The following is a 19,297-nucleotide window of genomic DNA, read 5'->3' on the forward strand; positions in this document are numbered from 1 at the left end:
TTCTAAGTCGCCTAAATGGCGACTTTCTCTACTTCTAAATAACTCAAAAATTTAAAATTTCTACCCCATTTCCTGATTTACGCATTTTTAAACTATTTTTAGATAAAATCTATATATAAATTTATATAAAAAGATAAAGATGAAAAATTTACTAGATGAATTAAATGACGCTCAGCGAGAGGCTGCAACGCACATAGATGGTGCTATGCTGATACTTGCTGGTGCTGGTAGCGGAAAGACAAAAACTATCACAACTCGCCTTGCTTATCTTATCGGAGAAGTGGGCATTGATCCAGTTAACACTTTGACGCTTACATTTACAAATAAAGCCGCAAATGAGATGAGAAACAGAGCCTTAGCAATGCTTGGCTCAAAAATCCACGCACCGCTACTTTGTACATTCCATAAATTTGGGCTGCTGTTTTTAAAATTTTATATTAATCGTTTGGATCGCAAAAATAACTTTATTATTATAGATACAGATGATAAAAAGCGTATCATAAAAAGTTTTGAAAGTCCTATCCAAACATCAGTTCTTTCAAATGAAATTTCAAATTTAAAAAATATGCTAGTAGAGCCAAAAGATGCAGCTAACTTTTTAAATTTTAGCACCAATATTTCAGTAAATTCAAGCGAATACAGTCAAAAAGTAGCTTTAATATACAAAAAATATGAAGAGTACTTAATCTCAAACAACTTGGTGGATTTTGATGATCTGCTGGTGCTTGCGTATAAAATTTTAGACGCTGATGCAAATTTGGCACAAGAGATTTCAAATCGATACCGCTACATTATGGTTGATGAATACCAAGATACAAACGACTTGCAGTATAAGCTACTACGCAAACTCTGCGTAGCTCACGAAAACATCTGTGTAGTTGGAGATGATGATCAGAGCATATATGGTTGGCGTGGTGCTAGGGTTGAAAATATACTAAATTTTAAAGATCAGTTTAAGGATACAAAAGTTATTCGCCTAGAGCAAAACTACCGCTCAAGTTCGCAAATTTTAAAAGCAGCAAATGAGCTCATAGATCACAACCGCGGGCGTTTGGGTAAAAATTTAATTAGTGTCAAAGGCGATGCTAGTGAGATAGTTTTGATGGAAAGTCTTGATGAACAACTTGAGGCAGCAAAGATAGCAAAGGCGATAAAAGAGTTGCTTGCAAGTGGCGCAAAAGCCGCCGATATAGCGATACTTTATCGTATAAATGCCCTTTCTCGCTCACTTGAAGATGGACTAAATAAAGAGAAAATTCCTTACAAGATGGTGGGTGGCGTGAAATTTTACGAGCGTGCCGAGATAAAGGATGTCATAGCCTATCTTAGGCTTGTGACTAACGAGCATGATGATTTTTCTATCAGACGCATTATAAATCGCCCAAAGCGCGGGCTTGGCAAGGTTAGTTTAGAAAAGCTTGAAAAGATAGCATTTGAGGCTAAGACTTCGGTTTTTGATGCGATTTTAGCTATAGATGAACGAGATGAAGCCTTTGGCAAAAAGATAAAAACAGCACTTATAGAATTTGCCAAAAATTTAAAAGAGTTACAAAGTAGCGAAAATTTATATGAACTCATAGATGATATGGAGAGCTCTTTTGGTATCAAAAAGTACTATCAAGCTTTACCTGATGGAACAGAGCGCGTGGCAAACATCGATGAATTTTACGCTATGCTAAAAGATCAAGTGAGGCAAAACCCATCTTTTAACTTGGAAGAGTTTTTAAATGAACTTACATTAACTAGTGAGCAAGATGGCATCAGTGATGAGATGATTAGTATCATGAGCGTTCATGCGAGCAAAGGTCTTGAATTTGAGCACCTTTTTGTGATAGGTCTTGAGGAGGGCTTTTTTCCTCTTATTGGCGATGGTAGCGATATAGAAGAGGAGCGCAGACTTGCTTATGTAGCTATAACTCGTGCAAAGCGTGACCTTACTTTAAGCTTTGCAAATTCTCGTTTTCACAAAGGCGCAAGAGCTAGACTAAATAAAAGTCGCTTTTTAAGTGAAAGCGGTATCACTCAAGGCTCGCTTGTGATAGAGCAAAGTAATGAGTATAAAAAGGGCGATTTGGTAAAGCATAAAATTTTTGGTATCGGCAGAGTTACGGCGGTTACTAAGATAAAAAAAGAGTTTAAACTCACGATAAATTTTGGTGGTAGTGTGCGTGAGATAATGTCAAGCTTTGTCGAAAGAGCCGTATGATAAATTTTACAAAGCAAGATAGATGAATGCTATATTTGTTGCAAACAAACCATCTGGACTCAGCTCAAATCAATTTCTAAGTCACCTAAAGCGCAAATACGGCGTAAAAAAGGCAGGCTATTCTGGCACTCTTGATCCGTTTGCAAGTGGCGCGCTTATAGTGGCTTTTGGAAATTTCACAAGGCTTTTTCAGTTTCTTGATAAGTCGCCAAAAACTTATAAGGCAACCATGTGGCTTGGAGCTAGCAGCGCCAGCCTTGATAATAAAAATATTACTAGCGTGCAGAAAATTTTACCCTTTGCACCAAGCTCGCTTGATATAGTTCGTAAAAGTTTGCTTGGCGAAGTTTCGTTTGTGCCACCTAGATACAGTGCTAAAAATATCAATGGTGAGCGCGCTTATAATCTTGCAAAGCGCGGCGTAGATTTTGAGCTTAAAAGGCAAGTTATGCAGGTTTTTGAGATGGAAATTTTGCATTATTGTCATCCGTTTTTAACATTTAAAATTTCATTAAGTGAGGGCGGATATGTGCGTTCTTATGCTGAAATTTTTGCTAAAAAACTTGGTTTTGATGCAACTTTAACTGCACTAAAACGCATAAGTGAAGGCAGGTTTGTTTATGAGAATGAGCGATTTTTAGAACCAGATAAAATTCTAGATTTAGAAAAAAATGAGTACTTTGGAGAAATTTCTGAGTTACTTGATGGAAAAAAGCTTGATCTTTTAAAATTTAAAAAGCAAGAAAAAGGGAAATATTTGCTAAAATACGATAAATTTATGAGCATTATTGAGATTGATGATGAAGTAAAATATTGTTTAAATAAGGTTGAGATATGTTAATATTATCAAGAAAAGAAAATGAAGAGATATTGCTAGGAAATGATGTTAAGATCATAGTTGTTGGCATAAACAAGGGTGTTGTAAAGCTTGGCATAGAGGCACCAAAAAATATGATGATCCTTAGAAGCGAGCTTGCAAAAGAGATAAAAGAGAAAAATACACAAGCAACCGCAGCCGTTTCAAATGAGAGCTTGGCTGAACTATCGTCAAAATTTAAGAAATGAAAAGTTACGCAAAGCTTAATATTTTTTTAAAAATTATTGGAACTCGTGGCGATTATCATGAGATTTTGTCAAGATTTGTTAGATATGACGCACTTTTTGATGAGTTAAATTTCGTTTCATCTGATGGGTTTAGTATCGATACAGATTCTCAAATAAAAGACAACATCATTCTAAAAGCAAAGCTTGAGCTTGAAAATGCTGGGTTTAAAAATGAGCTTAACGAGTTTTTTAAAAACCATAAGATCGAGCTTAAAAAGCGTATACCTATGGGGGCTGGACTTGGTGGAGGAAGCTCAAACGCTGCTACATTTTTACTTCTTGCAAACGAGAGTTTAAATCTTAAAATTTCAACACAAAAACTTATGCAAATAGGCTCAAAGATAGGGGCTGATGTTCCTTTTTTTATAAGCCAAGTAGGCGCTGCAAATGTTAGTGGTATAGGCGAAGTAATACATGAGATAGATGATAATGTGCCTGAAATTTGTATTTTTACACCAGAAATTTTTTGTTCTACACCAGCTGTTTATGCTGAGTTTAGAAAAAATTTTATGCAAAATATAAATGTTAAACAAGCAAGATCTATGCTTGATATAAGTAGTTTTGATCTACTTAAAAATTTCAAAAACTATGAGCTAAACGATCTTTATATGCCTTGTTTTACGCTTTATAAAGATATGCAAGAGTATAAAGATATGTTTTTAAGCGGTAGCGGAAGCAGCCTGTTTTTCTTAAAATAGAGGTAAAATGATAAAAGATATAGCAAAAAACAAAAAAGCTTTACATGACTTTGAAATTTTAGAGACTTTTGAGGCGGGCGTAGTTTTAAAAGGTAGCGAAGTAAAGGCTTTGCGTGCAGGTAGGGCAAATTTAAAAGATAGCTTTGTTCGCATAACAAAGGGCGAGATGTTTTTGTTAAATGCCCATATAGGACACCTTGAGACTACTCATGCTAGTTTTCGTCCAGATGAGCGAGCTCCTCGTAAGTTATTGATGCACAGAAAGCAAATAGATAGACTTTTTGGTTCGGTAACTCGCGATGGTTTAACTATGGTTGCCCTCTCTCTTTATCTAAATGATAAAAATATCATAAAAGCTCGTGTGGCACTTGCAAAGGGTAAAAATTTGCACGACAAGCGTGAGGCTCTAAAGCGCAAACAAGCCGATCTTGAAGCAAGAGCTGCTATGAAAGATCGTTTTTAAATTTATATACAAAGGAAATTTATGAGAAAATTTTTACTTACATTTTTTGCTTTGCTTTTTATAGCGGGGTGTGGCGATGATGGAAAGCAAACTGTTGGCAGAGTGAAATTTGAGCCATTTAAAACAGGCGAAGAAATAGCACTAAAAAGTGTAAATGGCAAGCCCGTGACTTTGATTCGCAAAGAAAAAGGCTTTGTGATAAAAGGCGATGAGGGTAAGGTACTTATGCTTGATATTTTTGGCACATTTTGTCCTCCGTGCCAAAAAGAGGCACACGAGATAATGCAATATCAGCTTGATAATATTGAAAATTTTATGATTATAGGTCTGACGCATTTTGAAAATGTGACAGATGAATATGTTGTTAGCGATTTTATGCAAAAATACAATGCCTTTTACTATATCACAAATGATCAAAAGATAAATGACCGCTTGGCTGAGCAGATAGTCTTAGACATTGGCTATCAGCGAGAGATAGCACTTCCATTTAAGGTTGTGTTAAAAAATGGAGAGTATCAAAATTTAACAGATGTAGATAGTGGCGCATTTGGGGTAAAATACTATCTTGGTGGTATTAAAATGCCAAATATGAAGAGTGATTTGCAAAAAATTTACGAGATGAAGTAGTTTTGGAACAAATTTTGCTTACAAAAAGTAGAAAATTTAAGGAGTTATGATGTTTGTTTTGCAACCTTGGAAAGCATCACCATTAATGGCTGAAGCGATGGCGGCACGAGAGATGCGTCAAAAGCTTATATCTGGCAATATAGCAAATATCGATACACCATTTTATAAGGCAAGGGATATAAATTTTGAATCAGCCCTTAGACAAAAGGCTGATGAAATTTTTAAAAAATCCGAAGCAAAAACCCTTAAATTAGCTCAAACAGATGATGCGCATTTTGCTGCACTTGACTTTCCAAGAGCTGACTTAAATAGCATATTTATCCGCGATGGGCATACAGCTAGAAATGACGCAAATAGCGTTGATCTTGATGTTGAAACAAGTGAGCTTAGTAAAAATTATACAGCACTAAGCGCGCTTGATAACGCATATAAAAGAAGCAGTTCTATCTATAAAAGCGTGATAGAAGCTAGCTCTAAGATGTAAGGAAAAATAGTGAGAACATACTTAAGCGACTTTGATATAAGCGGGTACGGACTAAGCGCTCAGCGTTTTAGAATGAATGTAATTAGTGCAAATATCGCAAATGCAAACACTGCGCGTACAGCTGAGGGCGGACCTTATCGCCGTCAAGATGTAGTTTTTAAAGCATTTGATTTTAATAAAATTTTAAATAAAGAACTTAAAGAGCGTTCAAATTTGGCTGAATATCAAAATCCTATCGATGATCCAGATGCCCCACAAAATGCTTTCCCTCCTGTAATGGGTGTTGTAGTTGATAAAATTGTCAGGAATGATAAGGATTTTATCTTAAAATATGATCCAAGCCATCCAGACGCAAATGCTGACGGCTATGTAGCATATCCAAATGTTAATCCAGTTATCGAGATGAGTAATCTTATTGAAGCTACTAGGGCATATCAGGCAAATGTCGCTGCCTTTCAAAGTGCAAAAAGTATCGCTCAAAGCGCGATACAACTAATCGGAGGACAATCATAATGACGGAAATAGGCAAAATAGGCAAAATAGGCTCTATCGGTAGCATTGAAAAAGCTCAAAAGAGCTCTGCTTCAAATGATTTTGCAAGCATACTTGATAACTCTTTAAGGGAGCTAAATCAGGTTCAAGAAAATGCCGATAAGGTTATTGCTGATCTTGCTACCGGTGAAGTTAAAGACCTCCATCAAGCTGCGCTTGCCATTGGCAAAGCTGAGACTAGCATGAAGCTTATGCTTGAAATACGCAACAAAGCTATAAGCGCATATAAAGAGATCTCAAGAACGCAAATTTAACCATTTATGTCAAATTCAACAAATCCAAGACAAGCTAAGATAACTATCATTTTTATACTTATCTTGCTTGGAATTTTACTTTTTTCAGCTGTGATGGTTTTTCGTGTTGTGACAGATAGGAAATTTCCAAAGTTGGTTACTAGTGAGGAAAACACAGCTATTAGGGGCTCCATCATCACAAAAGATGGTTTTAGTGTCGCATTTAGTCAAAAACTTTATAAGGTTATGATAGATACGCGTAGCATCGACCCTGAAAAAAAGGAACTTTTTATCAAGCTTTATTCTCTTTATACAGATCAAGACCAAAAAGAGATACGTAAAATTTTAAATGAAAAAAAGGGCTATGTCCAGCTTTCAAATGCTGTAGATGCAAAAGATGCGATATACCTAAAAGAGCTTAGTCGTAAGCTTTCAAGTAAAAATGTTTTTATCGCTTATGATGTTGGAAATGGAAATATGAGGCTAAACCGTCTTGATGTGGTAGAGAGCGGGCAAAACCGGTCGTATATTACTGGGCAGGTTTTAACTCCAGTTATAGGCTACTCAAGAAAGCAAGAGGATAATAAAAAGACTAGGCGTTCAGGTGTAAAAGGGCTTGAAAAGAGTTATGATGAGTATCTAGCTCCCGTTCAAGACGCCAAACTTTTAGGTCCAAGAGATGTTAAAAATAATATCGTTTTAACCAGCGAGTCAAATATAGCAAATCGTGTGGATGGGCTAAATTTGCATATTAGCGTTTCACTAAAATTTCAAAGCATGCTTGAAAAGATAGCCGATCAAAAGCGTGAGTATCTTGATGCAACAGAGATATTAATCGGCGTTATGGAAAGTAGTACAGGTAAATTTTTAGCCCTTGCTTCAAGCTCAAGATATGATCCTGCAAATATCACAAAGGGTGATTATAGAGCATTAAATTCTACTGCTACCGAGTATGCTTATGAGGTTGGTTCAGTTATAAAGCCGTTTGTCTTTGCTATCTTACTTAATGAAAATAAGATAAGAGGGCTTGGTGAGATGATTGAAACTTTTAACGGTAGATATGAGCTAAAAGGTAGGATCATTAGAGACACGAAAGCTGAGCTAAGGATGAGTGCTGAAGATGTTATAGCAAAAAGCTCAAATATCGGTATGATAATGCTTTCAAAGCGACTCAGCGGCATTGAGTTTTATAACGGACTAACAAAATTTGGATTTTCTCAAAAAACTGGTATAGATATGCCTTATGAACAAGTTGGCATACTTCCGACTGCAAATAAGCTAGACTCAGAAACTTATAAAGCTACTGTTAGTTATGGTTATGGTATGAGCGCAACATTTATGCAGATGATGAAAGCTTATAATGTCTTTAATAATAAAGGAAATTTGATAACTCCGATGTTTGGCGAATATTTTGAGCGAAATGGCAGAAGTGGAGAAATTTCTCCGACAGTATCAAAGCAAGAGATACTTTCGCCTGAAGTTGTCAAGCAAATGAAACGCGTTTTGGTGCGTGTGGTTGAGGGCGGTACTGGAAAGCGAGCATATATCCCAGGTCTTGAGATAGGCGGAAAGACTGGCACGGCACACATAGCTTCTCGTGGCGGTTACGCTAGGCTTTATAATGGCTCATTTTTTGGCTTTGTAAATGATACTCATGGACACAGCTACACGATAGGAGTTTTGACTAGAGAGCCTAAAAGACCATATTATCACTTTGGTTCGCTTAGTGCCTTGCCAGCTTTTAGAGAGGCTGTTGAGCTACTTGTAAGAGAAGGTTACTTAATACCAAGTCCAACAGAATACTCAGTCTCAAAGGACACAAAAAATAAAGATGACGGCATAGTTAGGGATTAGATCCCAGAAAGTAGCGATGCTAATGTTATGCCCATTTGTTTGCTGCCTGATAAATTTTGGGATCTTTCAAGAAGTGTATTACTTTGATTTTTTAGCATAAGCTCTTTTTTGTATTCTGCTAGCATATCTTGTATGAGTTTTGTTATTTGCTCTTTTTGCTTAGCCTTGGCTGGGTCATTTAGCCCAAAAGTTTCTATAAGCTCAGCTTTTTTCTTTGCAACTTTTTCTTCTATCTTTTCTTCATTAAGTTTTGCTAAAAATGCGTAGGCTCCGTATTTTGTAAGATCTTTTTTGAATTTATCTATACTCTCTTGCGTCTCTTGTTTGCTTTGAAGAATTTTAATGTTTGAGCTTAAAATATCGCCAAAGTCGCTACTTTTTGCGACCCTTTTATCATTTGAAAGTGTATTTAAAAGTTGAGAATTTTCAGTAATTTTCATCTTGCTCTCCTTTATTTTTTAAAGGGCAAGCAAAAACTATTCCTTTATTTGATTTTGTATAAAATTTACAAACCCATCACTATCATTTGGGCATTTACAAACTTCATAAAAATCAAAATTTAGCTCTTTTGCGATATGTCTATACTCTATATCAAGCTCAAAAACGGTCTCTGAGTTATCCACACAAAATGACAGAGGATAGATGAGTGCTTTTTTGTTCTGTAAATTTTTTAAAACATCACTTAAATTTGGCTCTAACCACTTTACAGGTCCTAACCGTGACTGATAGGCTAGCTTTATCTCTTTAAAATTTATATCTTTTTTGCTAAGCATTGAAGTTAAAATTTTAACATGCTCATTTATATGTTTCTCGTATTTATCGCCTCTATCTATAGTTTTTTGTGGTAAAGAGTGTGCCGAAAATATCAAAGAAATTTCACTTGCTTGCGCATTTGCTATCTTTTGTTTTATGTCATTTATGATAAGCTCATTATATTCATTGCACTCATAAAACTCAGAAATTTCACGCACTTTCGCTTTTAAATTTAGCTCATTATATGCTTTATAAAAGTCTTTTAAACTTGATGTTATCGTTGTTATGGAGTGATGAGGATATAGTGCAAATACGATAATCTCATCAACATTAGTGTATCTAGCCAACACATCTTTGCAAAAAGGCGCGGTATAGTTCATTGCATATTCAAATTTTACATCACTTTGTGCTAGTGAGTTTAGTTTATTGCAAAGACTTTTGGTCAGCTCGCCAATCGGCGACTTGCCACCTATTTGTTTATAGTTTTCTTGTGCTGGTCGAAGTCTCATTTTTACTATAAAGCTAGCTAAAATTTTTCTAAAAAAATTATTTTTTATCCCCAAAATGCATGGATCATTAAACATATTTTTAAGAAAAATTTCCACATCATCAAGGCTATTTGCTCCGCCCATATTTAGTAGTAAAATAAGTTTCAAGCCAAAAGTCCTTTTATTTTTATTGCATCATCAAGAAGGGCTAGTTTGTCGCTGCCACCAGCTTGTATAAGGTCAAAAAACTCATCATAAAGCATTCTTAGTTCGCTGGTTTCGGCATTTACTTTTAAATTTATCTGACCCTCATTATTTTGCTTATAAAGTTTGTTGTTTAAAAGATCGCAAAAGTAAAGTCCGCTTCTTGCATGGACATTTACAAAATACCTATCCAGCGAGCCAGTTAAAGAGCTTGTGATGTTTGTTAAAATTTGATTTTTAAATTTGATTTTTATGGTTGCATTGTCAGAGCTTTTTGAGTTTTCTCTATTTGTAAAAGATGAATTTAGCTCTACTATATCGCTTGCTGCGATGATTTTTGCGATATCAATATCTTTTAAAAGCAACTCATTTATGATATTTAGATCTCTGCCAAGAGTGGAGTGAAAAATTTCAATACTATAAACTTCTTCCTCTTTTTTAAGCTCTTTTAATAGCGAAAATATAGTGGGGTTAAATCTTGAGCTAAAGCACAGTGCTACCCTTACATCGTGTTTGTGAGCTAGATATTTCATCTGTGCAAGCTCATCCATGCTTTTGCAAATAGGCAAACATAAAAGAATGTTTTTGCAATATTTTACACACTCACAAAAAGCTTCAAAAACATCTTTTTCTTCAAGGCTAATGATTATGGCGTTTGGAGCAGTATTTTCGATAAAAATTTTAAAATTTGTGTAAATTTCAGCACGGCAATACTCATCCACGCTATCGCTTTCAAACACACCGCAAACCTCAAATTTATCAGAGCGCCGAAGCTCGCTATAGTGTGCTTTTCCGCCAGTATTATAGCCAACGATGCCAACTCGTGGTTTCATCACGCTCCTTTGAGAATTTTGCTAGTATTATATTTACAAAAATCTTTTAAAAAGCTAAATATTAGTTTTTAAGTAGTTTTTCAACAAATGATACTATTTCTTTCATGGGCGCAGTAGGTTCAAAACGCGCTACTACATTGCCATTTTGATCAACTATAAATTTTGTGAAATTCCATTTTACTTCGTTGTTTCCGGGCTTTAAAAGCTCTGGATAATACTGCTTTATAAGCTCAACGACTGCAGATGTAAGTGGATGGTTTGGATCTAGCCCCTTAAATGGCTGTTTGCTCGTAAGGTACTTAAATAGTGGTATGGCATTTTCACCCCTAACATCGCACTTAGAAAACATATCAAATTTTATGCCAAAATTTAGCTCACATTTGTCTAAAATTTCAGCATCGCTATCTGGCTCTTGATCCATGAATTGATTGCAAGGAAAGCCAAGTATACAAAGCCCTCTGTTCTTAAACTTACTATAAAGCATCTGCAGTTCGTCATATTGCGGAGTAAAGCCACAAAGGCTAGCGGTATTTACGATTAGTAAACCTTGCCCTTATAATCACTTAGATACTTGTCTGCGCCGTTTATTGTCCTAACTTTAAAGTTGTAAATTTCCATTTTTTTGCTCCATTTCATGATTTTTATCATTATAGCACCAGTTTTATAAAATTAAAAACAAATTTTCGCTAAAATCTAGCATTTTAAACTAAAAATAGGAAACACAATGGCAAATTTTGATGTTAGACAAGCTTATTTAGATTTTTTTAAAAACAAAGGACACGAGGTCATAGCCTCAGCTCCGCTCGTGCCAAACGATGCGACACTTCTTTTTACAAACGCTGGAATGGTGCCGTTTAAGAGCATTTTTACAGGCGAAGTCCCACGCTCAACGCCACCTATTCGCACTAGCTGTCAGACCTGCATAAGAGCTGGCGGAAAGCACAACGACCTTGATAATGTCGGCTACACTGCACGCCATCATACATTTTTTGAAATGCTTGGAAATTTCAGCTTTGGCGAGTATTTTAAAACGGACGCGATAGCTTACGCTTGGGAGTTTGTGACTGAGGTGCTAAAACTGCCAAAAGACCGCCTTTATGTAACCGTGCATGAAAACGATGATGAGGCTTATGAGATATGGCAAAAGCACATTGGAAGAGAGAGAATTTATAAATTTGGCGATAAAGATAACTTCTGGCAGATGGGCGATACTGGTCCGTGTGGTCCGTGTAGCGAGATATTTTACGATCAGGGCGCGGAGCATTTTAACACGAGTGAAGATTATATGGGCGGAGATGGGGACCGCTTTTTGGAGATCTGGAACTTAGTCTTTATGCAGTTTGAAAGAAGCGAGGATGGCACTATGAGTCCGCTTCCAAAGCCAAGTATTGATACTGGTATGGGGCTTGAGAGGGTTAGTGCGATAATGCAAGGCAAGTTTAGCAACTACGATAGTGATCTTTTTATGCCTTACATTGACGCAGTGGCTAAGCTTTGCGGTAAGAAGTATGAGTATGAGAGTGGGGCGAGTTACCGCGTGATAAGCGATCATATCCGCTCTGTTACATTTTTACTAGCTCAGGGTGTAAATTTTGACAAAGAGGGGCGTGGATATGTGCTTCGCCGTATTTTACGCCGTGCGGTAAGGCATGGATATCTGCTTGGCATAAAAGAGCCGTTTATGCATAAGCTTGTAGATGTTGTAGTCGCTCAAATGGGCTCACACTACACCTATCTAGCTGAAAAACAACAAAGCGTAAAAGAGCAGATAAGGCTTGAAGAGGAGAGGTTTTTTGCTACTATCGCGAGCGGACTTGAGCTGTTTAATGACGAACTAGCAAAGACAAAGGGCGTATTTAGCGGTGAAGTGGCGTTTAAACTTTACGATACTTATGGCTTTCCGCTTGATCTAACGGCTGATATGCTAAGGGATAAGGGCTTAAAGGTCGATGAAGCTAGATTTGATGAGCTGATGGCAGAGCAAAAGGCTCGTGCAAAGGCTGCTTGGAAAGGTAGCGGGGACAAGAGTGCAAAGGGCGATTTTAAAGAGCTTTTAGAAGAATGCGGCGAGAATGAATTTATCGGCTACGAAAGCTTAGAGAGTAAAAGTAAAATTTTAGCCTTACTTGATAGCGAATATAAAAGAACACAAAGCCTAAAAACAAACGAGCGTGGCTGGATAATGCTTGATAAAACGCCGTTTTATGCACAAAGTGGTGGTCAGTGTGGCGACAGCGGCGAGATCGTGGGCATAGCTCATATCTTAGATACACAGAAATTTCACGGGCTAAATTTATCATTTATTGAAACATATAAAGAGCTAAAAGTAGGCGATGAAGTAAGCGTAAAAGTAAGCAATGAGCGAAGCGAGATCGCTCGTCATCATAGTGCAACGCACCTTTTACACTCGGCTTTAAGGAAAATTTTAGGCACACATGTAGCTCAAGCTGGATCTAGCGTAGAAGCGACGAAGTTACGATTTGACTTTTCTCATCCAAAAGCCGTGAGCGCCGAAGAACTCGATAAAATCGAAAGCTTTGTAAATAACGCTATCGCAAACGGAGCAGTGGCAAAGACTGAGATAATGGGCATTGATGATGCTAAAAACAGCGGTGCGATCGCACTTTTTGGCGAGAAATATGATGAAAATGTCCGTGTTTTGAGCTTTGGCGATGTTAGCAAGGAGCTTTGTGGCGGAACGCATGTGAAAAATATCAACGAAATCGGCTCGTTTTTTATCATCAAAGAGAGCGGTGTAAGTGCTGGTGTTAGGCGAATTGAGGCGATTTGCTCAAGCTCTGCGTTAGCGTATGCTAAAAATTTACGCTCTGAGCTTGACGAGATAAAAACCGAACTAAAAAGTATAGAGCCGCTTGTGGCGATAAAAAAGCTAAAAGATGAGATAAAATCACTAAAAGAAAAAGCCAAAAACGCTGGAAATTCCCATGCTCTTGCGTTTTTAACGATAAATGAAACCAAGCTTTGTGTAGCTGCGATCGATACTGGCGATATTAAAACGATGATCGATGAGTTTAAAAATCAGCACGAAAAAGCCGCCATAATGCTAATGCAAGTGGGAGAAAATGGCAAAATTTCACTTGCAGCTGGGGTGAAAAATACCGCAATAAAAGCTAGCGAGTGGGTAAAGATGGCAGCACAAATTCTAGGCGGAAATGGCGGCGGTAAGGATGATTTTGCCACGGCTGGCGGATCAAATGTGCTTGAAATAGAAAACGCTATCAAATCAGCAATTGAGTTTGCAAAAGAAAAACTAGCGTAATGGAACCAGGTTACAATATAGCATTTGCTAGGCTCGGACATTTTATACCATTTTTGCACATGGTGGCGGTCGCTCTTTTGATGGGGATTCAGGCTAGCTTCTGGGTGATATTTCGCTTTTTTATGAAGGAATTTTTGGAGCGAAAACTCTATGAAGAGATATTAAGGGCTATAAAATTTTTTGGTTATGTAAGTGTCTTTCTTATTATTGTTGTCTTTATTACAGGCTTTATGCTAGGTAACACAGACACTATAAAAAGTGCTGACCCAATGGCAAATGCTATACTTGCAACAAAGCATTTTTTGTCTGGGTTAATACTTGTAAATACCGTTTATATCGGTTTTGTTCGCTTAAAGAGTTTAAAGGCATTAAATGCTGGAGATATGATAGAAGCACATGAAAATTTGATAATTATCTTAAAATATTTTATGCCTTTTAGTGTTGTTATTTGTATTGGCACTGTCTATCTTGGCGTTGCGTATAGGTGTTTTTAGTGATAGTTCTTGCATCAAGTTCGCAAACTAGAGCAAAAATTTTAACTGAAGCCAGCATTGATTTTAGGCAGATTTCGTTTGATTATGATGAGAGTTTGGATGCTAAAGATTTAAGCCCAAGTGCCTATGTTTTAGCTGTTGTAAATTCTAAAAAGAAGCAGTTTTTAAATGCTTATGCAGATATTTTTGATGTGCTTTTTGCTGATAGTTGCGTTGTGTGTGATGGCAAAATTTTAGGAAAACCAAAAGATAAAGATGATGCAAGAAGATTACTTGATATACAGAGTGAAAATAGCGCTAGTGTCGTTACTGGTATGATATTTTATTCTAAAAAATTTGAGCTTATAAATGTAAGCTGTACGACTTATAAGTTTGCAAAATTTGATGAAACTGAAGTTGATAACTATATCGCCAGTGGGCTTTGCATGGATAAGGCTGGAGCCATGATGGTTGAAGGGTTTAATAAGCGTTATATCATCTCTCAGGTAGGTAATACAAGCACCGCTCGCGGACTAAATGTAGAAATTTTAAAGGCATTTTTATGAGATATATTTTGACTCTATTTTTTTTGGGTTGTGCTGTGCTTGCTGGCGGATTTGTCTATATTTATTCGCATGTTCGTTTTGATGCGTTTGATGTGATTGATTATAAACCAAAACTTGCCACTCAAATTTATGATACAAACAACGAACTTATAGCAAATGTCTTTGAGGAAAACCGCGTATATGTAGCGTACGATAATATCCCAGCTAGGCTCATAGAGGCCCTTGTGGCGATCGAGGATACGAGCTATTTTGAGCATGGTGGAATAAATGCCGAGGCTATTATGCGGGCACTTATAAAAGACATTAAGGCTGGTAAATTTGTTGAGGGGGCAAGTACATTAACTCAGCAACTTGTAAAAAATTTAGCCCTTTCAAGTGAAAAAAAGATAATGCGAAAGCTAAAAGAGATAGTTTTGGCTATAAAAATTGATAACGAACTCACAAAAGAGGAAGTTATAGAGCGGTATTTAAATCATGTCTATTTTGGGCACGGATATTACGGTGTTAAAACTGCCGCGCAAGGATATTTTCGAAAAGAGCTTGATCAGCTAAGCTTAAAAGAGATGGCAATACTTGTTGGCTTGCCAAAAGCACCAAGCTCATATGATCCGACAAAGCACCTTGATCTATCTTTGGGGCGCGCAAACAGAGTGCTTGAGCGTATGTATAATATAGGTTGGATAAATGAGGATGAGTATAGAAAAAGCATGCTTGAAGAGCCAGCTGTTTTTGATGACACTCTAAGTCGTAACAAGGCTCCTTATGTGGTTGATGAGATTATAAAAGAGCTTTCAAAAAGAGTCGATGATATAAAAACTGGTGGATATAAGATTGTAAGTACGGTTGATCTTGATGTGCAAAAGATAGCAAACGACTCACTTGTGTTTGGTTATAAAGAAATTTTAAAGCGCGATAAAAAGGCAAATGCAAATGTGCTAAATGGCGCAATAGTCGTCACTCGCCCACAAACTGGCGAGATACTTGCACTTGTTGGCGGAGTCGATTATACAAAGAGCAACTATAACCGCGCTACCCAAAGTCGCCGCCAGCCAGGCTCTAGCTTTAAGCCATTTATCTATCAAATAGCTCTTGATAGTGGTTACTCTGTAGTCTCTCAGATTGCTGATATAGCAAGGAGCTTTAGCATGGGAAATGGTGAAGAATGGACACCAAAAAACTATGGTGGCGGCTTTAGTGGGTTTATAAGTATCAAAGAAGCTCTTACAAAGTCACGAAATTTAGCTACCATCAACATGCTAAGCGATCTTGGTTTAAGTAGAGTTAAAAACGAACTTGAACGCATGGGCTTTAATGGAATTCCTGAAAATTTATCTATCGCTCTTGGCAGCTTTGGTATCTCTCTTGTTGAGTTTGCTAAAGCTTACTCTATGTTTCCAAATGAGGGTGAAGTTGTTGAACCAACTCTTATAAAAAGTGTAGAAAATAGATTTGGCCATTTTATAAAATTTGAGCCAAATCGCTATCAAGTAACAAAGCCTGAGCAGGCGTTTTTGATGACTACACTTATGCAAAATGTTGTAGAAAACGGCACCGGTAAAAACGCTAAAACATCTGGCATACAAATAGCTGGCAAAACTGGTACGACAAACAACAACATAGATGCGTGGTTTGCTGGATATAGCCCAGATGTTCAGGCTGTCATATGGTATGGAAATGATGATAACACTCCGATGAAAAAGGTTGAAGGCGGTGGTAGGACAGCAGCACCTGTGTTTAAGCATTTTATGCAACTTTATGCAAAGCAGTATCCAAATTTAAGACGAAATTTTATACAGCCTGATGGTGTTTTTAAGGCAAATTTTGAAGGTAAAGATGAGTTTTATACAAATGACTCACCTTTGCCAAAGAGTATGATGCCTGAAATTCCAGTTGATATGTCAGATGTGCCACAAGGTGATGGCGATGTAAATGAGGAGATGATATTTTGAAAATCTTTAAAATTTTAGCCTTAACTGCATTTTTAACAGCTTACTCTCTTGCGTTAGATTTAAATACAGCAAGCAGTAAAGAGTTAATGTCACTTGGACTCAGTAAAACTGAAGCATTAAATGTCATAAAATATCGAAAAGTAAGAAAATTTACTAGTACTAATGAGCTTTTTAAGGTGCGTGGATTAAGTAACGAAAAGGCAAATAAGATAATAGATAAAGTAGCAGTTGTCAGTAAAAAAGTGTCAAAAAGGTCGCCTAAAAAAGATACGAAGAGCGATAAAAAGCTAAAATCTAAAAAGTATTCAAAAAAGAGTTAAAAAAGAGTAGGGGCAAGTTTGCCTGCCCCTTTTGTGTTTATTTTAAAACGCTAAAAACACGGCTTATATCGTCATTTTTGCTAAGGCTTAGGCGAACGATTGAGTTTTGTAAGGCTGTGAGCGAGTGAGGGACATTTGCGTCAAGCGTTATCATATCAAGCTCATTTAGCTCTATACTTTCTTGATTTACTCCAAATTCTATCTGTCCTTTTAAAATTTGTACACTAATGGCGCCTGGAGCTTGATGTTCTTTCATAACAGCACCTTTCTCCAGGTTTATGCGTATCTCTTTTGTGCCGTTCATTTCGTGCATTTTTGTAACTGTAACGCCGTTAAATTTTTCATCTTTCCAAACTAGTTTTTCCATATTTCATCCTTTGAAATTTTTCGTTATTATAAAATTTCCACGCAAAATTTTCATTGATATAAATTAAGATAGATTTTGTCTTTAAGTTGAAATTAATTAGGGGGGGTAAAATATGTTTAGGTTTATTATTGGAGGTTGTTATGCAAAATATACAGCAGATTGATTATCTAAATAGTGATTTTACAATGTTTGAGCAAGAGCTTGATGAGATGGATAAAATTTCAGCCATAAAAGCGCACGAGATACAGATAAATGAGCATTTAAACCAAGCTTTGAGTGAATTTGAAAATTTAAAAGCTCAGCTGCCAAAAGAGCAGAGCGCGACACTTCTTGAGCTTTGCAAAGATAATGTCATAAATACTATTACATCGCAGTTTGGACTAGCTAGCTTGTTTATAGATGCTAGTGATGGTGGCAGCGTAACGACTGCACACAACTTTGATAAAGGTATCACATCAAACGAAGCTGATGCAAAAAAATACCAAGAATTTAGGCAAAACCAAAATGAAAAATGGGAAAAAGTAAGAGGCAAAGTAGGCTATGACGAACCGCTTCCCCAAATGCGAAAGGAGGCTTTTAAAAGCCAAGATAAAATAATAGATGCTTATACTGGTAAGGAGCTACCAAAAGATGGCAGAGCGCATTTAGACCATGTAGTTTCAGCCAAAGAGATAGAAAGCAGCTCAAAAAATCATTTATTTTCAACGCCAGAAGAACGTGCAAAAATGGCAACAAGTGAGCAAAATTTAGCTTGGACTAATGCAAGCGCAAACCAGTCAAAGGGTGCACAAAAAATGGATGAGTGGCTTGATAAAAAGGACAAAAAAAGTGGCAAAAGTAATGCGGAGCGGTTTGAAATCGACAAAGATAGGGCAAGACAAAAAGATGAAGAAGCAAGAAAATTTATAAATAAAGAGATTAATTTAAAAGCAGTGAAAAAATATTCTAAAGAGCTTTTGCAAACTGGTGGCAAAGATGCGGCTAAAATGGCGGCTTACACGGCAATCGGCGTTATTATGCGTGACTTAGTTCAAGGCATTATGATAGAACTTCGCATAACTTTTGAGAAAAAGGGTGACGAAACTCTAAAAGAGATGTTTAATAGGTTTAAAGCCAGACTTGGTGAAATTTTAGCACAGGTTAAAGAGAAATGGAAAGATATTTTTACCGGATCACTAGAGGCTGGCATAACAGCATTTCTATCAAATATCGTTGTGTTTGTAATAAATTTATTTGCCACGACACTTAAAAGATTTGTCGCAATAATAAGGGCTGGTTTTGTCTCTTTGGTACAAGCGATTAAAATTTTAGCAAATCCACCAGCTGATATGCCACAAGATGAGGTAAGCTACCAAGCGTTAAAGGTACTAATGGCTGGGCTTATAGGTGCGCTTTCGCTCGGTCTTACTGAGGCTATAGAAAAGCTTTTACTCTCCGTTCCGCTTCTTGGATCGATAATGTCGTTACCTTTGCCATTTGGCGAACAGACGGTGGGCGATGCTATAGCTGTAACTATGAGTGCGTTATGTGGTGGTTTGCTTACGACCATTGCGCTTTATTTTATGGATAAAGTGCAAAGCGAGAAAAAGGAGAGCAGGCTACAAATTCAGCTCATGACAAAAAGTGGCGTGATAGTTCATCTAAAAGTAGCGCAAACTTGGTGCGTGCTTGGTAATGCTTATGACGAGTTTTTTGCTGATGCTAGGCAGAATGCTTTAGAGCTGCAACAAACAAAAGACGAGATAGAACAAAGTAGCCGTGAGACAAGTGCTGCAGTTTCTGACTCTATAAGCAAGATGCAAAATTTAAGAGATAGATTAAGTAAAATCACAAAGGAGTAAAA

Annotated in this window: 21 protein-coding genes; 16 read left to right on the forward strand and 5 right to left on the reverse strand. The window is 36.9% G+C overall.

Features of this window, described 5'->3' with window-relative positions; translation table 11 throughout:
• Positions 1 to 139: 139 nt before the first annotated feature.
• The 10 genes from U5B17_RS01495 to U5B17_RS01540 are packed head-to-tail and all read left to right on the forward strand — an operon-like array spanning position 140 to position 8,221.
• Positions 140 to 2,206 carry an ATP-dependent helicase gene (locus U5B17_RS01495; RefSeq protein WP_430803598.1) on the forward strand — a complete coding sequence of 689 codons (2,067 nt, stop codon included), beginning with the start codon at positions 140 to 142 and terminating at the stop codon, positions 2,204 to 2,206.
• Between the two features lie 22 nt (positions 2,207 to 2,228).
• Positions 2,229 to 3,047 carry a tRNA pseudouridine(55) synthase TruB gene (gene truB / locus U5B17_RS01500; RefSeq protein WP_430803599.1) on the forward strand — a complete coding sequence of 273 codons (819 nt, stop codon included), beginning with the start codon at positions 2,229 to 2,231 and terminating at the stop codon, positions 3,045 to 3,047.
• A complete protein-coding gene (gene csrA / locus U5B17_RS01505) occupies positions 3,041 to 3,271 on the forward strand; it encodes a carbon storage regulator CsrA (RefSeq protein ID WP_230056132.1) in 231 nt (76 codons plus the stop codon). The genes truB and csrA overlap by 7 nt, the downstream gene beginning before the upstream one ends.
• A complete protein-coding gene (locus U5B17_RS01510) occupies positions 3,268 to 4,008 on the forward strand; it encodes a 4-(cytidine 5'-diphospho)-2-C-methyl-D-erythritol kinase (RefSeq protein ID WP_430803600.1) in 741 nt (246 codons plus the stop codon). Before csrA ends, U5B17_RS01510 begins: the two co-directional genes overlap by 4 nt.
• 7 nt (positions 4,009 to 4,015) lie before the next feature.
• The gene (gene smpB, locus U5B17_RS01515) at positions 4,016 to 4,471 is read left to right on the forward strand and encodes an SsrA-binding protein SmpB (RefSeq protein WP_430803601.1); all 456 of its coding nucleotides are present in this window, start codon (positions 4,016 to 4,018) and stop codon (positions 4,469 to 4,471) included.
• Between the two features lie 21 nt (positions 4,472 to 4,492).
• A complete protein-coding gene (locus tag U5B17_RS01520) occupies positions 4,493 to 5,098 on the forward strand; it encodes a thioredoxin domain-containing protein (protein WP_430803602.1) in 606 nt (201 codons plus the stop codon).
• Positions 5,099 to 5,147: 49 nt separating this feature from the next.
• Positions 5,148 to 5,582, forward strand: a complete 435-nt coding sequence (gene flgB, locus U5B17_RS01525) for a flagellar basal body rod protein FlgB (RefSeq protein ID WP_230056136.1) — start codon at positions 5,148 to 5,150, stop codon at positions 5,580 to 5,582.
• Between the two features lie 9 nt (positions 5,583 to 5,591).
• Complete coding sequence (gene flgC, locus U5B17_RS01530) at positions 5,592 to 6,095, forward strand: flagellar basal body rod protein FlgC (RefSeq protein ID WP_430803603.1); 504 nt, start codon at positions 5,592 to 5,594, stop codon at positions 6,093 to 6,095.
• On the forward strand, positions 6,095 to 6,388 hold the full coding sequence (gene fliE / locus U5B17_RS01535) for a flagellar hook-basal body complex protein FliE (protein WP_430803604.1): 294 nt from the start codon (positions 6,095 to 6,097) through the stop codon (positions 6,386 to 6,388). Before flgC ends, fliE begins: the two co-directional genes overlap by 1 nt.
• Before the next feature lie 6 nt (positions 6,389 to 6,394).
• Positions 6,395 to 8,221, forward strand: coding sequence for a peptidoglycan D,D-transpeptidase FtsI family protein (locus tag U5B17_RS01540; RefSeq protein WP_430803605.1), 1,827 nt, complete (start codon positions 6,395 to 6,397; stop codon positions 8,219 to 8,221).
• Here U5B17_RS01540 and U5B17_RS01545 read toward each other — a convergent pair.
• The 4 genes from U5B17_RS01545 to U5B17_RS01560 all read right to left on the reverse strand — a co-directional run bounded on the left by U5B17_RS01545 (position 8,218) and on the right by U5B17_RS01560 (position 11,037).
• The gene (locus tag U5B17_RS01545) at positions 8,218 to 8,661 is read right to left on the reverse strand and encodes a hypothetical protein (protein ID WP_430803606.1); all 444 of its coding nucleotides are present in this window, start codon (positions 8,659 to 8,661) and stop codon (positions 8,218 to 8,220) included. The two genes, U5B17_RS01540 and U5B17_RS01545, sit on opposite strands and share 4 nt — an antisense overlap.
• Before the next feature lie 36 nt (positions 8,662 to 8,697).
• The gene (gene hemH, locus U5B17_RS01550) at positions 8,698 to 9,630 is read right to left on the reverse strand and encodes a ferrochelatase (protein ID WP_430803607.1); all 933 of its coding nucleotides are present in this window, start codon (positions 9,628 to 9,630) and stop codon (positions 8,698 to 8,700) included.
• Positions 9,627 to 10,499, reverse strand: a complete 873-nt coding sequence (locus U5B17_RS01555) for a Gfo/Idh/MocA family oxidoreductase (RefSeq protein ID WP_430803608.1) — start codon at positions 10,497 to 10,499, stop codon at positions 9,627 to 9,629. The genes hemH and U5B17_RS01555 overlap by 4 nt, the downstream gene beginning before the upstream one ends.
• 61 nt (positions 10,500 to 10,560) lie before the next feature.
• Positions 10,561 to 11,037, reverse strand: coding sequence for a glutathione peroxidase (locus U5B17_RS01560; protein WP_430803855.1), 477 nt, complete (start codon positions 11,035 to 11,037; stop codon positions 10,561 to 10,563).
• 186 nt (positions 11,038 to 11,223) lie between these two features.
• Here U5B17_RS01560 and alaS point away from each other — a divergent pair, with 186 nt between their 5' ends.
• From alaS to U5B17_RS01585, 5 genes are read left to right on the forward strand one after another with little or no spacing between them, the layout of a single operon-like run.
• Positions 11,224 to 13,779 carry an alanine--tRNA ligase gene (alaS, locus tag U5B17_RS01565; RefSeq protein ID WP_430803609.1) on the forward strand — a complete coding sequence of 852 codons (2,556 nt, stop codon included), beginning with the start codon at positions 11,224 to 11,226 and terminating at the stop codon, positions 13,777 to 13,779.
• Entirely contained in the window at positions 13,779 to 14,273 is a 495-nt protein-coding gene (locus tag U5B17_RS01570; protein ID WP_430803610.1) for a hypothetical protein, read from the forward strand. The genes alaS and U5B17_RS01570 overlap by 1 nt, the downstream gene beginning before the upstream one ends.
• Positions 14,273 to 14,818 (forward strand): septum formation inhibitor Maf, encoded by a 546-nt coding sequence (gene maf / locus U5B17_RS01575; protein ID WP_430803611.1) that lies wholly within the window; start codon positions 14,273 to 14,275, stop codon positions 14,816 to 14,818. The genes U5B17_RS01570 and maf overlap by 1 nt, the downstream gene beginning before the upstream one ends.
• Positions 14,815 to 16,767 (forward strand): transglycosylase domain-containing protein, encoded by a 1,953-nt coding sequence (locus U5B17_RS01580; RefSeq protein WP_430803612.1) that lies wholly within the window; start codon positions 14,815 to 14,817, stop codon positions 16,765 to 16,767. Before maf ends, U5B17_RS01580 begins: the two co-directional genes overlap by 4 nt.
• Complete coding sequence (locus tag U5B17_RS01585; protein WP_430803613.1) at positions 16,764 to 17,087, forward strand: ComEA family DNA-binding protein; 324 nt, start codon at positions 16,764 to 16,766, stop codon at positions 17,085 to 17,087. Before U5B17_RS01580 ends, U5B17_RS01585 begins: the two co-directional genes overlap by 4 nt.
• A gap of 37 nt (positions 17,088 to 17,124) precedes the next feature.
• Here the strand turns inward: U5B17_RS01585 and U5B17_RS01590 are convergent, their stop codons facing one another.
• The gene (locus tag U5B17_RS01590; RefSeq protein ID WP_430803614.1) at positions 17,125 to 17,454 is read right to left on the reverse strand and encodes a cupin domain-containing protein; all 330 of its coding nucleotides are present in this window, start codon (positions 17,452 to 17,454) and stop codon (positions 17,125 to 17,127) included.
• Positions 17,455 to 17,594: 140 nt separating this feature from the next.
• Between U5B17_RS01590 and U5B17_RS01595 the strand changes: the two genes are divergently transcribed.
• Complete coding sequence (locus tag U5B17_RS01595) at positions 17,595 to 19,295, forward strand: hypothetical protein (RefSeq protein WP_430803615.1); 1,701 nt, start codon at positions 17,595 to 17,597, stop codon at positions 19,293 to 19,295.
• Positions 19,296 to 19,297: the final 2 nt, after the last annotated feature.

It is taken from the genome of Campylobacter australis (assembly GCF_050586305.1).
GTDB lineage: Bacteria > Campylobacterota > Campylobacteria > Campylobacterales > Campylobacteraceae > Campylobacter_A.

Coding starts and splice junctions, on each gene's coding strand:
- U5B17_RS01495 (WP_430803598.1), top strand. CDS start 140: ATGAAAAATTTACTAGATGAATTAAATGACGCTCAGCGAGAGGCTGCA.
- truB (WP_430803599.1), top strand. CDS start 2,229: ATGAATGCTATATTTGTTGCAAACAAACCATCTGGACTCAGCTCAAAT.
- csrA (WP_230056132.1), top strand. CDS start 3,041: ATGTTAATATTATCAAGAAAAGAAAATGAAGAGATATTGCTAGGAAAT.
- U5B17_RS01510 (WP_430803600.1), top strand. CDS start 3,268: ATGAAAAGTTACGCAAAGCTTAATATTTTTTTAAAAATTATTGGAACT.
- smpB (WP_430803601.1), top strand. CDS start 4,016: ATGATAAAAGATATAGCAAAAAACAAAAAAGCTTTACATGACTTTGAA.
- U5B17_RS01520 (WP_430803602.1), top strand. CDS start 4,493: ATGAGAAAATTTTTACTTACATTTTTTGCTTTGCTTTTTATAGCGGGG.
- flgB (WP_230056136.1), top strand. CDS start 5,148: ATGTTTGTTTTGCAACCTTGGAAAGCATCACCATTAATGGCTGAAGCG.
- fliE (WP_430803604.1), top strand. CDS start 6,095: ATGACGGAAATAGGCAAAATAGGCAAAATAGGCTCTATCGGTAGCATT.
- U5B17_RS01540 (WP_430803605.1), top strand. CDS start 6,395: ATGTCAAATTCAACAAATCCAAGACAAGCTAAGATAACTATCATTTTT.
- U5B17_RS01545 (WP_430803606.1), bottom strand. CDS start 8,661: ATGAAAATTACTGAAAATTCTCAACTTTTAAATACACTTTCAAATGAT.
- U5B17_RS01555 (WP_430803608.1), bottom strand. CDS start 10,499: ATGAAACCACGAGTTGGCATCGTTGGCTATAATACTGGCGGAAAAGCA.
- alaS (WP_430803609.1), top strand. CDS start 11,224: ATGGCAAATTTTGATGTTAGACAAGCTTATTTAGATTTTTTTAAAAAC.
- U5B17_RS01570 (WP_430803610.1), top strand. CDS start 13,779: ATGGAACCAGGTTACAATATAGCATTTGCTAGGCTCGGACATTTTATA.
- U5B17_RS01580 (WP_430803612.1), top strand. CDS start 14,815: ATGAGATATATTTTGACTCTATTTTTTTTGGGTTGTGCTGTGCTTGCT.
- U5B17_RS01590 (WP_430803614.1), bottom strand. CDS start 17,454: ATGGAAAAACTAGTTTGGAAAGATGAAAAATTTAACGGCGTTACAGTT.
- U5B17_RS01595 (WP_430803615.1), top strand. CDS start 17,595: ATGCAAAATATACAGCAGATTGATTATCTAAATAGTGATTTTACAATG.